Source organism: Alcanivorax profundi (assembly GCF_003597125.1).
In the GTDB taxonomy this organism is placed as follows: Bacteria; Pseudomonadota; Gammaproteobacteria; order Pseudomonadales; family Alcanivoracaceae; genus Alcanivorax; species Alcanivorax profundi.
On record NZ_QYYA01000005.1, the window covers coordinates 79,287 to 90,875 of the forward strand.

At 59.8% G+C, this 11,589-nt stretch carries 13 protein-coding genes; 4 read left to right on the plus strand and 9 right to left on the minus strand.

Translation table 11 applies throughout. The features are described from left to right. Positions 1-49: 49 nt before the first annotated feature. From D4A39_RS14285 to yrfG, 7 genes are all read right to left on the minus strand, one after another. The gene (locus D4A39_RS14285; protein WP_119918452.1) at positions 50-1,267 is read right to left on the minus strand and encodes a lytic murein transglycosylase; all 1,218 of its coding nucleotides are present in this window, start codon (positions 1,265-1,267) and stop codon (positions 50-52) included. A 111-nt stretch (positions 1,268-1,378) separates the two neighbouring features. Then, entirely contained in the window at positions 1,379-2,278 is a 900-nt protein-coding gene (locus D4A39_RS14290; RefSeq protein WP_022984662.1) for a YihY/virulence factor BrkB family protein, read from the minus strand. A gap of 145 nt (positions 2,279-2,423) precedes the next feature. Beyond that, the gene (locus tag D4A39_RS14295; RefSeq protein ID WP_022984663.1) at positions 2,424-3,716 is read right to left on the minus strand and encodes an NAD(P)/FAD-dependent oxidoreductase; all 1,293 of its coding nucleotides are present in this window, start codon (positions 3,714-3,716) and stop codon (positions 2,424-2,426) included. 259 nt (positions 3,717-3,975) lie between these two features. Beyond that, complete coding sequence (locus tag D4A39_RS14300; protein WP_022984664.1) at positions 3,976-5,520, minus strand: phosphoenolpyruvate carboxykinase; 1,545 nt, start codon at positions 5,518-5,520, stop codon at positions 3,976-3,978. 366 nt (positions 5,521-5,886) lie between these two features. After that, positions 5,887-6,741, minus strand: coding sequence for an Hsp33 family molecular chaperone HslO (hslO, locus tag D4A39_RS14305; protein WP_119918453.1), 855 nt, complete (start codon positions 6,739-6,741; stop codon positions 5,887-5,889). Between the two features lie 48 nt (positions 6,742-6,789). Next, positions 6,790-7,176: an RNA-binding S4 domain-containing protein gene (locus D4A39_RS14310; protein ID WP_022984666.1), complete on the minus strand. Its 387-nt coding sequence runs from the start codon at positions 7,174-7,176 to the stop codon at positions 6,790-6,792. A 25-nt stretch (positions 7,177-7,201) separates the two neighbouring features. Beyond that, a complete protein-coding gene (gene yrfG, locus D4A39_RS14315; RefSeq protein ID WP_022984667.1) occupies positions 7,202-7,855 on the minus strand; it encodes a GMP/IMP nucleotidase in 654 nt (217 codons plus the stop codon). Between the two features lie 62 nt (positions 7,856-7,917). Here yrfG and nudE point away from each other — a divergent pair, with 62 nt between their 5' ends. The 3 genes from nudE (at position 7,918) to D4A39_RS14330 (ending at position 10,363) form a co-directional block, all read left to right on the plus strand. Beyond that, positions 7,918-8,463, plus strand: a complete 546-nt coding sequence (nudE, locus tag D4A39_RS14320) for an ADP compounds hydrolase NudE (RefSeq protein WP_022984668.1) — start codon at positions 7,918-7,920, stop codon at positions 8,461-8,463. A gap of 68 nt (positions 8,464-8,531) precedes the next feature. Beyond that, entirely contained in the window at positions 8,532-9,347 is an 816-nt protein-coding gene (gene cysQ, locus D4A39_RS14325; RefSeq protein WP_022984669.1) for a 3'(2'),5'-bisphosphate nucleotidase CysQ, read from the plus strand. A gap of 122 nt (positions 9,348-9,469) precedes the next feature. Then, positions 9,470-10,363: an alpha/beta hydrolase gene (locus tag D4A39_RS14330; RefSeq protein ID WP_022984670.1), complete on the plus strand. Its 894-nt coding sequence runs from the start codon at positions 9,470-9,472 to the stop codon at positions 10,361-10,363. On the opposite strand, the gene D4A39_RS14335 is transcribed toward D4A39_RS14330, so the two are convergent. After that, complete coding sequence (locus D4A39_RS14335) at positions 10,360-10,599, minus strand: hypothetical protein (protein WP_022984671.1); 240 nt, start codon at positions 10,597-10,599, stop codon at positions 10,360-10,362. The two genes, D4A39_RS14330 and D4A39_RS14335, sit on opposite strands and share 4 nt — an antisense overlap. Before the next feature lie 205 nt (positions 10,600-10,804). After that, complete coding sequence (locus D4A39_RS14340; protein WP_022984672.1) at positions 10,805-11,041, minus strand: hypothetical protein; 237 nt, start codon at positions 11,039-11,041, stop codon at positions 10,805-10,807. 124 nt (positions 11,042-11,165) lie between these two features. On the opposite strand from D4A39_RS14340, the gene D4A39_RS14345 reads away from it, so the two are divergent. Continuing rightward, positions 11,166-11,498 carry a hypothetical protein gene (locus tag D4A39_RS14345; protein WP_022984673.1) on the plus strand — a complete coding sequence of 111 codons (333 nt, stop codon included), beginning with the start codon at positions 11,166-11,168 and terminating at the stop codon, positions 11,496-11,498. Positions 11,499-11,589 lie beyond the last annotated feature (91 nt).

An 11,589-nucleotide genomic window follows, 5' to 3' on the forward strand; every position in this document is an offset into this window, starting at 1 on the left:
CAGGAGAGGCCTTGTCCGCTGGGGTTGCCTTATGTGTTTTCGTGGCCTCTCAGGGCAGGATACCAAGGTGAGTGAGCACATCCTGATCCGGAAAGCCGTCGGCAACCATGCCGTTGGCCTGCTGGTAGCGGGCCAGCGCCTTGCGTGTCCCCGGACCAAGCAGACCGTCCACGTCGCCCGCGTCATGTCCCAATTGGTTGAGGGTTTCCTGTAGCTTGCTGACCTGCTCACGGTTCAGGCGTGGTGCTGGCACGGGTGCCTGGTGCAGGGCGCCGCCACCGGCGATACGGTCGGCCAGTCGGCCCACCGCAATCGCGTAGGATTCGGAACGATTCCAGCCCATGATCACGCGAAAGTTTCCGTAGGCGAGAAAGGCAGGGCCGTTGTGCCCCGAGGGCACGATGACCGCAGCCTCAAGGTCGGCGACCGGCAAGGCGGCGCCGCCCGGCAAGGTGATACCCAGACGCGCCCATTCGCTCAGCGGCCGCTGGTTGGCAAAGCCGGTGAGCTGGAAGTCGAACTCCTCAGGCAGGGAGACCTCGCGCCCCCAGCGCTCTTCGCGCTGCCAGCCGAGCCCGCGCAGGAAGTTGGCGGCGGAGGCTAGCGCATCGCGCTCACTTTCCCACAGATTGCGGCGGCCATCGCCGTCGTCATCAAGGGCGTACTGGAGAAAGATCGCGGGCATGAACTGGGTCTGTCCCATGGCGCCGGCCCAGGACCCCTTCATGATGTCCCGTTCCACATCGCCCTCTTGCAGGATGCGCAGTGCATTGAACAGCTCTCCCTTGAAGTACTCTCCCCGCCGTCCTTCGCAGGCGAGGGTGGCGAGGGCATCCAGAGTGGGAATGTAACCCAGGTAGCCGCCGTAGTTGGTTTCCAGCCCCCAGAACGCCACCAGATAGTGGCCGGGGATACCGTACTCGCGTGTCAGCCGTTGCAGCAGCGGCTGCAGTGCCTGGTACTTCTTGCGCCCGGTTTCAATGCGTGTGTCACTGACTCGCCGGGTGTAGTAATCGGCAAAGCTGCTGGTGAATTCCGGCTGGCTGCGATCCAGCTCAATAACTTTGGGGTTGAGTTGGATGTCCTTGAGATACTGGCTGATGGTCTGGGCAGGAATGTCTTGCTGGGTGGCCTCGGCACGCAGTTCGCCCAGGCAGAGTTGGAAGTCCTCTTCGCTGAGCGTTTTTGTGTCGGTTTGGCTGGTCGCCCAGGTTGTGCAGGGAAGCAGTAGCGGTGCGATAGCAAAGAGATTCAGCAGCGGTTTCATGATGAGGACGTTCGCTCCATGACTCGACATCGATGGGACAGGGGGGAGAAAGGATACCGCTCCTTGAGTCACGGGGCAGTAGTGGTGAAGTAAAATTTGAAAGGGAAGGGATTATTGAAGCCACTCCCGCTTGACCCGAATAGCGGTGCTGCGTGCCTTGACGTGATGCTGCCGTGCTTCGCAATGGGCCCGGGTCAGGGCCGCGCCAAACAGCAGGATCATTGAGGAGTAATAAACCCACATCAGTAGTACGACCAATGAGCCCGCAGCGCCGTAGGTTGAGGCGGTGGCGGTGTGTGCCAGGTATAACCCGATCAGGGCGCGCCCCACAGAGAACAACACTGCAGTGATCAGGGCCGCTGGCATCACATCCCGCCAACCCAGCATCACGTCGGGGAGCACCCGGAACATGGTGCCGAACAGCAAGGCAATAACCCCAAGAGATACCAGCATTTCCAGGGCCACCGCGAGGCCACCGTGAAAAGGCAGCCAATGCTCTGCATAGACCAGCAGGGATTGCACAACCACATTCAGCAATAGCGACACCAGCAGCACGAACCCCAATGACACCACCACGGTCAGTGACAGCAGGCGGCTTTTGATCAGTGCAATGATGGTGTTGCGGGAAGGCTTGGGCATGACCTCCCAAATGGAGTTCATGGAGCGTTGCATCTGGGCAAACACGGTAGTGGCTCCCACTACCATCACCAACAGGCTGAGTACCCCTGCCAGCATGCCCTGGCGGGGAGCCTGAGTGTTGGCGATGGCGTTGCGGACTTCTTCTGTGGCGGCGGGGCCGATGGTGCTTTCCAGCTGGGACAGGATCTCAGTCATGGCCGCGTCGCTGGTCATTACCAGTGAAATGACCTTGACGGCAAGAATGATGACCGGGGCAATGGAGAACAGGGTGAAAAAGGCCAGTGATCCGGCGTAACTGCCAGCATTGCCTTCCAGCCACAGGGTGACGCTGCGTTTGAGAATGCCGAACCAGTATAGAAGCGCGTCTATCATCGAACCACCGTCGCCCATGAACCCCGGGCAGTGTAGCGGGGGTGGGAGGTGGCTGCCAAGATTTCACCGCAGGAGCGCCGGTTATTCGCGCCGCCAGCGACGCTCCTGCGGCAGGGTGTGTTAGGCCGCAGGAGCGTGGGGGGGTTTAGTGCAGCTTGAGTCGCGGGCGTACCAGTTTGTTGAAGCGACCGGCGATCAGCAACATGATGGTGCGTGGCCAGCCGTAGAGCGCGGCCTGATGCATCCGGTACAGGCTGATGTACATCATCCGGGCCAGCCAGCCTTCCACAAAGAAGTTACCGCCTTTCAGGTTGCCCATCAGCATGCCCACCGAGCTGTAGTTGGACAGGGAGACCAGCGAGCCGTGATCCTTGTATTCGAACGGTCGGGGCTCGCGGTGCATCAGTAATTGCTGAAGGCTGCGCGCCACGTGTTGGGCCATTTGCTGGGCGGATTGGGCTCGCGGGGGGATCGGTCGCTCTGCCCCTTCCGGAATCAGGAAGGCCGCGTCGCCAATGATGAAGATGTTCTTGTGGCCCTTGGCTTGCAGCGTCGGTTCCACTTCCACCTGGTTGATACGATTGGTGGTCAGGCCCTCAATCTGCCCCAACCATTGTGGGCACTTTACCCCAGCCGCCCAGACCAGCAAGTCGGCCTTGATGGGGTCGCCAGCTTTGGGCACGAACGCCTCTTCCGTGGCTTCGGACACCATGACGCCGGTGCGCACTTTCACCCCCAGCGCTTCCAGCCGTTCAGTGGCGGTGGCAGAGACCCGTTCACTGAGGACCGGCAGGATGCGTGGGGCGGCTTCAATGATGTCGACCTGCAGGTGCTTGCGGTCCAGCTTCTCGTGACCATAGAAGTTGAGCATGGACACGGCATGGTGCAGCTCGGCGGCCAGTTCCACGCCGGTGGCGCCGCCACCGACAATGGCAACCGACACCGGCTTGCCTTCGTAGTTGGCGTGCAGGCAGGCGTTCAGGAAGCGCTCGCGAAAGCGCTCGGCCTGGGCGCGGCTGTCCATGAACAGGCAGTTGTCCCGTACCCCGGGGGTGCCAAAGTCGTTGCTCTGGCTCCCGGTGGCCAGCACCAGGTAGTCGTAGTCGAGAGTCCGCTCGGGCAGCACTTCCTTGCCGTGTTCATCAAACAGCGGCGCCAGGGTCAGCTGCTGACTGGCGGTATCCACCTGGGTCAGGGTGCCAGGTTCAAAGCGGTAATGATTAAGCTGGGCGTGGGCGCGGTAGTCCACCGCATCCAGGTCCGCGTCAATGGCGCCGGTGGCGACTTCATGAAAGCGCGGTTTCCAGACATGGATGCTGGAGGAATCCACCAGGGTGACGTCCGCTGTGCCGTTGTGGCCGAGCTTGCGGCCCAGTTTGGTGACCAGAGGCAGGCCGCCGGCACCGCCGCCAACGACAACAATTTTGGGTTTGCTCATTGAAGCTCCTGTCGGGCTCTCCGGTTAGCGTGGAGCAGCCAGTCAAATTCATGTGTCGTTTCTGAATTATTCTTCAAAGGCAGGCCCTTGTGGGGCGGCCGGCGCAGACCTTCCCTGTGCCGGAAATGCAAAGTCTGAGCCAGCGTGGTGCTTCGGTCCAGACCGGAAAATTCCCTATCTTCCCGTGCACACGGGTCTGTGTGCCGGGCGATAATGAAAAAGCCCGCCGGTGGCGGGCTTTTTCAGCGATTCACACCACTCAGGCCTTGGGGCCAGCGGCGCGGATCTCGTCGGACACATCCGCGTACTTGTCGGCAAAGTTCTTTTCGAACTGCTCGGCCAGGTCGCGGGCGCGTGCTTCGTAGTTTTCCGGGTTGGCCCAGGTGTTCTTGGGCTGCAGCAGGTTGCTGTCGACGCCGGGGACGACTTTGGGGACGTCCAGGTTGATGATGTCCAGGTGCTCGGTTTCGGCATTGTCCAGCTCGCCGGACAGGATGGCGTTGACCACACCACGGGTAGTGGGGATGCTGAAACGCTCGCCTTCACCGTAGGGGCCGCCGGTCCAGCCGGTGTTCACCAGGTAGACGGTAGAGCCGAATTCTTCCATGCGCTTAATCAGCAGCTCGGCGTATTCGCCGGCACGACGGGGGAAGAACGGTGCGCCGAAGCAGGTAGAGAAGGTGCTCTTGATGCCGCCACCAGAGCCCATTTCCGTGGAGCCCACCAGTGCGGTGTAGCCACTCAGGAAGTGGTAGGCCGCGGCTTCCTTGGACAGCTTGGAGACAGGCGGCAGAACACCAGTCAGGTCGCAGGTCAGGAAGATGATGTGCTTGGGCTCACCGGCACGGTTTTCGTCGACTTTCTTGTCGATGTTTTCCAGCGGGTAGGCCGCACGGGTGTTCTGGGTCAGGGAGACGTCTGCATAGTCGGCAGTGCGGGTTTCGTCATTGATGATGACGTTTTCCAGTACCGCGCCGAACTTGATGGCATCCCAGATAACCGGCTCGTTCTTCTGGCTCAGGTCGATACACTTGGCGTAGCAACCCCCTTCGATGTTGAAGACCACATCCTTGCCCCAGCCGTGCTCATCGTCGCCGATCAGATAACGGGCCGGGTCGGCGGACAGGGTGGTTTTACCGGTGCCGGACAGGCCGAAGAACAGGGCCACGTCGCCGTCTTCGCCCACGTTGGCAGAGCAGTGCATCGGCAGTACGTCTTTTTCCGGCAGCAGGAAGTTCTGCACGGAGAACATGGCTTTCTTCATTTCACCGGCGTAACGCATGCCGGCGATCAGGATCTTGCGCTGGGCGAAGTTGAGGATCACGCAGCCATCGGAATTGGTGCCATCACGCTCCGGCTCACACTGGAACTGCGGGGCGTGCAGGATCTGCCATTCTTCCTTGCTGCGCGGATTGTACTTCTCCGGGCGGATGAACATGGTATTGGCGAACAGATTGTGCCACGCGGTTTGCGCAGTCACTTTTACGGCCAGGTAATGATCCGCGTCGGCACCCACGTGCAGGTGGGAAACAAAGGTGTCGGTTTCCGCGGTGGCGGCGGCGACACGGTCCCACAGGGCGTCGAACTTGTCAGCGGGGAACGGGCGGTTAATGGCGCCCCAGTGGATGTGCTCGCTGGTGCTGGGCTCATCGACAATGTAACGGTCCATCGGGGAACGACCTGTGCGGTGGCCGGTTTCCACTACCAGGGCGCCGGTATCGGACAGGCGGCCTTCGTTGCGCTGGACAGCCAGCTCTACCAGCTGGGCCGGGCTGAGGTCGTTATAAACAATCGGGTCGGTCATGGTCATTCCTGGGCTCGTAGCCGTGGTGGGCGAGGTGTGCCACACCGGGTTCGCATTGCGGGTAACAGTGCCGGTCTCGTGCCCATGACTGCCACCGGGCAAGACCAAAAGGGACTGATGGGACCCCACCAGTCAGCACAGGCGCGCGATTATGCCAGAAAAGAGAATTAGTGGCGATTCCCCTTCGGACTGATGGGTCACGCGCTAAAGGCAGTGAATAGTTAACAGTTAACAGTGAATAGTGCGCGGTTTTGGGCCGTTAGGCCCTGAAATGCCGGAGGCCGCGCCGATGAGTGGGCGCGGCCTCCGGAGGCTGAGAACCCCTGGACGAGGTTCGCGTCGCTTTTCACTGTTCACTATTAGCTGTTAACTGCTTTCCCGGATCATCTCCGCCAGATCCACCGCATCGAAAGTTTCCTGGTGGCGACAGAAGTCGCAGGTGAGGGTGACCTCGCCGTCTTCGTCCAGCAGGGTCTGCAGCTCCTGGTTGCCGAGGGACAGCAGGGCGTTACGGTTGCGTTCGCGGGTGCAGGTGCAACCGAATTGCAGGGCCTGGGCGTCCGGGAGCTGGGGCGGCGTGTCGTGGAACAGGCGATGGAGGATGGTCTGGTCGTCCAGATTGAGCAGTTCTTCCAGCGTCAGGGTGGTGGCCAGGGCCTCAAGGTGCTCCCACATCTGGGCGTTGGCATCGGTGCCGGCCAGCTGGTTGGGCAGGCGCTGCAGCAATAGTCCGGCGGCGCGATTGTTCCCGCTGGCCAGCCACAGCCGGGTGGGCAGCTGCTCGGATTGCCGGAAGTACGCTTCCAGGCACTGGGCCAGGGTGTCGCCGGTGAGCGGGACGATGCCCTGATATTGCTGGCCTTGCTCGGGAATGATGGTGATCACCATGTTGCCGTCGCCGATCAGGGTACGGATATCGCCCTGGCTCCAGTCCTGACCCTCGCTGTGGCGGGCCACGGCACGCAGCTCGCCCTCATTGGTGCATTCGGCCAGCAGCAGGGATACCGGGCCATGGCCCTGAGCCTGCAGGGCAAGGCGCCCCTTGAACTTGAGGGTGCTGGCCAGCAGGGCCACGGCGGCCACGGCTTCACCGATCAGCCCTTGCACGGGCAGTGGGTAGTTGTGCCCTTCAATAATCCGGCTGACGCTGCTTTCTACCTGTACCAGTTCTCCGCGGATGTCGGAGTCGGGGAAAAGAAAGCGCTGCTTGTGGTCTTGCATGTTGCTGTCCTGAGTCGGGTTTTCACGGGGGAGGCCGCCGCGAAAAGGTTATTCCAGATTGTCTCGTCGGAAGCGCTGGATATCCCGGCGCTCCTTCTTGCTGGGTTTATGGTCGGGGGCGGCTGCGGCTGCCCGGGCCAGTTTGCGCTGTTCGCTGTTCATTTCCCGTTTGGCCACACTCTCCGGGGTTTCCTCGTAGAGGGTCTGGGCCACTTTGGCCGGGCCGCGCTTGCTGCTCAGGTCGCGAACGATGACCTCGAAATGTTCAGTGCCCTTGGTAATGGTAACGGTCTGACCGGGCTGCACCGCCTTACTGGGCTTGGTGCGGCTGCCGTCGATATGAACCTTGCCGCCCTCAATGGCGGTTTTGGCCAGGGTGCGGGTCTTGAAGAAGCGGGCGGCCCACAGCCAGGAATCAATGCGTACGCTTTCCATCCGTCTCTCTGTCAGGCCGGTGTATTCAGGGAAGTACCGACGCAAAGTCATCAATGGCCACAAACGGGTCGGTGTGCTCGCGCCGTGGCAGGCTGGAATCCGGGTGCAAGATGCTGACCGGTTGCCCGATACCGTATAGCTGAGCGCTGTGCAGCACCGGCAGTGAGTCATCCACCAGCAGCGCTTTGGCCGGGTCGAACGGCAAGTGTCGCTGCAAATGCTGCCAGAACGACTGGGCTTCCTTGGGGTGGCCATAGTCGTGGCTGGATACCAGCTCATGGAAATAACGGTCGATGCCGGTCTGTTCCAGCTTCACGTCCAGGGCGTCGCGGTGGGCATTGGTCACCATGACGATCTGTTTGCCGGACTCCTGCAATCGCTGCAGAAAGGTTTCTGCTCCGGGTCGCACCGAGATGCGGTCACGGGCCTCTCTTTTCAAGCGGGCGATTTCCAGCCCGAGCTCAGCAGTCCAGAAATCCAGGCAGTACCAGTTGAGAGTGCCCTGATGGCTGGCAATCCAGTCGTGGATGATGCGGTCAGCTTCCTGCTGGGGCAGGCCCAGTTGGCGGGCATAGGCCTCGGGGACATGGCGTTGCCAGAACCAGTTGTCAAAGCTCAGGTCCAGCAGGGTGCCGTCCATATCCAGTAACACAGTGTCGACAGAATGCCAGTCAATCATGAATTTCCTGCGGGTTCGGGTTAGTCTTGCCGTCCGGAAGGCGTCGTCGTTCTGAGGTAATTATGGATGAGAAACCGGAGATTCTCGACACCCGGCTGGTGGCCAAGAGTCGTCTGTTCGGGATTGAGGAGCTGCATTTGCGCTTCCGCAACGGGGTGGAACGCACCTATGAACGGTTGCGTACGCCGCCAATCGCGGCGGTCATGATGGTTCCGCTGCTCGATGAGGAAACGGTGGTGTTGATCCGTGAATACGGTGCCGGTACTGAACGCTACGAGCTGACCTTGCCCAAGGGAGCTTATGAGCATGGTGAGGATTGGCGCGATGCAGCCAACCGGGAATTAAAGGAAGAGGCCGGTTACGGCGCCCGCAAGCTTACCCTGTTGAAAGAACTGACCCTGTCGCCGGGATACATGGGGCACCGTATCAAGGTGGTGCTGGCCGAGAACCTGTATGAGGAATCCCTGCCTGGCGACGAGCCTGAGGAATTGGAAGTGGTGCCCTGGAAACTCTCTGAGTTGGATCGACTGATCGAGCGGGATGATGTGACCGAGGCGCGTGTGATCGCAGCGTTGCTGATGACCAGGCGGTTGTTGGAAACGCGTTGAATATTAAGCTGTAGACGCGGTGTCAGCCGCGCAAGGCTTGCCAAAATCTGAATGACAGGAAATCTGGAATGACCGACTTTACTGCCCTGCTGAACCCCCTTGCCGATATCGCCCGCGAGGCGGGACAAGCCATCCTTGAGGTCTACGAGCGGGATGACCTGGGCGTGGAAACCAAGGATGACAAGTCACCGATTACCGAGGCCGACAAGGCTGCCCATGAAATTATTGAGGCACGCCTGAAGGCGCTGACTCCGGATATCCCTGTTTACTCTGAGGAATCCGGTGATATCGCTTATGCCGAGCGTAAGGGCTGGCCGCAGTTCTGGCTGGTGGATCCGCTCGATGGCACCAAGGAATTCATCAAGCGCAATGGTGAATTCACGGTGAATATTGCGCTGGTTCGCGCCGACACTCCGGTGCTGGGGGTGGTGCATGTGCCGGTGACAGGCGTGACCTACCTGGGGGGGGAAGGCGTAGGCGCCTTCAAGGAAGATGCCGGTGAGCGTAAAACGATTGCCTGTCGTGCCCGAACAACGCCGGTGGTCATGGTGGCCAGCCGCAGCCATGGCGGTGAAGCGGTGGAAAAACTGGAAGCCTTCATTCGTGAAGAAGTGGGCGAGGTGGAGCGTGCGTCCATGGGTTCATCGCTGAAACTGTGCCTGGTGGCCGAAGGCAGCGCAGATATCTATCCGCGATTGGCGCCGACCAGTGAATGGGATACCGCTGCGGCCCATGCAGTGGTGACGGCTGCTGGCGGTGTGGTGGTGAATACCGCATTCGAACCTTTACAGTACAACAAGGAAGATATTCTTAACCCGTTCTTCCTGGTGCTGGGCCAGAGCGTAGAAGAATGGCGTTTTATCGCCCCTGCAATTGAAGGTTAAGAGGTTGTGCATTGCAGAGCTCACTGAAAGCACAGAGAAGAGCCCCTCGTTTTTCCTTTGCTCGGTGAACTCTGTGGCCTCTGTGGATAGCAGTGTTTTCTGCCCTGAATATGGAGCAAGCCATGAGTGAAAAGCGTGAGCTGCGATTTGTCAGCGCGGGCCAGTCCTGTCGCGGTGATCTTTATCTTCCTTCCGGGAAGGGGCCCTTTCTGACGGTGGTCATGGGGCACGGGTTTGGCCTGACCAAGGCCTGTGGTCTGGATCCGTTTCGGGATGCGTTTGTTGAAGCCGGTTACGCGGTTTTTCTGTTTGATTACCGACATTTTGGTGAAAGTGAGGGCGTGCCTCGGCAGGTGCTGATACCCAACCGGGAGGTGGCAGATTGGCAGGCCGCGTTGGCCTGTGTGCGCAAGCAGCCAGAGGTGGATAACCAGCGTATTGTGCTCTGGGGGACTTCTTTCGGCGGTGGGCTGGTGACGGTTGTAGCGGGGCGAGAACCGGTCGCCGGCATTATAGCCCAGTGCCCGATGATGGACGGATTGGCATCGGTGTTGGAGGTGGTTCGCTATGCGGGCATCGGTCAGGCGTTGAAAATGAGCGGGGCGGGGCTCCTGGATGTGGCCCGCAGTGTGATTGGGATGGAGCCTTATCTGATTCCCTCTGCCGGGAAACCGGGGGAGCTGGCGGCCATGAGCAGCCATGATGCCTGGGAAGGGTATACCGCCCTGATGCCCGGTGAGGTGCCTAACGAGGTGGCTGCGCGCATTGCGTTGGTACTGCCGTTGTTCCGTCCGGTTATGCAGGCCAGCAAGGTAACTTGCCCGGCATTGGTACTGATCTGTGAGAAAGATACCGTAGCCCCGGCTTCGTCAGCAGAAAAGGCCGTGCTGGCTATGGCGCAACCCACGGTAAAACGTTACCCGGTGGGCCACTTTGATGTTTATCAAGGCGACCCGCGCACTGTCAGCCTGAAGGATCAGTTGGCGTTTCTGGCAGGGTTGTCCGGCGAGGCTTAGCCGGCAAGCAGAGACAAAAGGCTGCCGGTCAAGTTGTCAGAGGCGACCACCGCACTGGTGGCAATCATGCTCAGGTTGATGCAGGGCATGATCAGGCCGATGGCGATCAGGTTGATGGCAGCAGGTTGTCGAATACGGCCAAACCATAGCAGGATCGACAGTAGCAGGGAGAACGTCAGAGGGACGGTAAGCCAGGGGTGTTCAGTGAGCACCGTCCAGAGAGTGGCAAGTTCCATGATTCCTATCCCCTTCCTTTTATTGTTTTTGTCATGGCGGTCAGGACTCTCCCCCCAGAGAGTCCCGCGCAGTATGCAGGAGCTTTTCGGGGTGCCAGTGTGCCCCTGGTCACAATTTCATAAGGGGATTGCGAGATTGGATCTCACGTGCCACTTTCTTTATGAAAAAGAAAGAATAAAAAATATGAAAAAATAGACCTCCTTGTTAAGAGGGCAGCAAGGCGACCAGGGATTCGGCCAGTGATTCGTTGGCACTGAAAACCAGAATGCCCAGCAGCCCCAGCTGCATAGACGGCAAAATGAACGCGACGATGAGCACATTGGTGGTGCTTTGCGGGAGGCGGCCGAACCAGATCAGGATGCTCAACAGCAGGGCCAGAGAGAATGGGGCCACAAGCCAAGGGTGCAGAGTAGCAAAGTTTAACCAGTCACTGAGCGGCATGGGAGCTACCTGTAGGCGGTTGGGTATCTTTCGTTACAGAAAGTAACACTGGCTGCAGAGAACAGGCAATGCGTACTGGCTATCGAGGCAAGAGGCATTGCCTTTTATCAGGGAAGGAAGGCAGATGAAGCACAGATACAGGTGCGTGATCTTGTGTGTGTTATTGCCGGCGGTGGTGTTTGGGGGGCAGTTCCATTATTCGCTGGAGCAGTTTGCCTTGATATCCGGTTATGAGGGGTGCGTTCGTCAATTGGGCAGTAGTTTGAGTGCTGGGCAGCGAGATGCCCTGGCCGATAGCCTGCTTCGTCGACGGGGTCTCAGCTACCAGCCTCGTCGTGTGGAAAACGACCGGCGACTATGGGCTTATCCGGAGTATGACAACCAGCGTCGTTTGCTTGGCTACATGGCCGAAGCCTACCGACTGGAGTGCCTGGAGCAGAATCAGGGACGTTATTGAGTCTTGTCCGACAGCCGGCAGGCCTGATTTGACCGCCCGATTGCCCCTTCCAACCCCGGTAATTTCGCTGCCTGCCCCCGTTCACGGTCCG

What these genes read in the sequence shown, in the direction of transcription:
- D4A39_RS14285 (WP_119918452.1), bottom strand. Translation starts at nt 1,267, where the DNA reads ATGAAACCGCTGCTGAATCTCTTTGCTATCGCACCGCTACTGCTTCCC.
- D4A39_RS14290 (WP_022984662.1), bottom strand. Translation starts at nt 2,278, where the DNA reads ATGATAGACGCGCTTCTATACTGGTTCGGCATTCTCAAACGCAGCGTC.
- D4A39_RS14295 (WP_022984663.1), bottom strand. Translation starts at nt 3,716, where the DNA reads ATGAGCAAACCCAAAATTGTTGTCGTTGGCGGCGGTGCCGGCGGCCTG.
- D4A39_RS14300 (WP_022984664.1), bottom strand. Translation starts at nt 5,520, where the DNA reads ATGACCGACCCGATTGTTTATAACGACCTCAGCCCGGCCCAGCTGGTA.
- hslO (WP_119918453.1), bottom strand. Translation starts at nt 6,741, where the DNA reads ATGCAAGACCACAAGCAGCGCTTTCTTTTCCCCGACTCCGACATCCGC.
- D4A39_RS14310 (WP_022984666.1), bottom strand. Translation starts at nt 7,176, where the DNA reads ATGGAAAGCGTACGCATTGATTCCTGGCTGTGGGCCGCCCGCTTCTTC.
- yrfG (WP_022984667.1), bottom strand. Translation starts at nt 7,855, where the DNA reads ATGATTGACTGGCATTCTGTCGACACTGTGTTACTGGATATGGACGGC.
- nudE (WP_022984668.1), top strand. Translation starts at nt 7,918, where the DNA reads ATGGATGAGAAACCGGAGATTCTCGACACCCGGCTGGTGGCCAAGAGT.
- cysQ (WP_022984669.1), top strand. Translation starts at nt 8,532, where the DNA reads ATGACCGACTTTACTGCCCTGCTGAACCCCCTTGCCGATATCGCCCGC.
- D4A39_RS14330 (WP_022984670.1), top strand. Translation starts at nt 9,470, where the DNA reads ATGAGTGAAAAGCGTGAGCTGCGATTTGTCAGCGCGGGCCAGTCCTGT.
- D4A39_RS14335 (WP_022984671.1), bottom strand. Translation starts at nt 10,599, where the DNA reads ATGGAACTTGCCACTCTCTGGACGGTGCTCACTGAACACCCCTGGCTT.
- D4A39_RS14340 (WP_022984672.1), bottom strand. Translation starts at nt 11,041, where the DNA reads ATGCCGCTCAGTGACTGGTTAAACTTTGCTACTCTGCACCCTTGGCTT.
- D4A39_RS14345 (WP_022984673.1), top strand. Translation starts at nt 11,166, where the DNA reads ATGAAGCACAGATACAGGTGCGTGATCTTGTGTGTGTTATTGCCGGCG.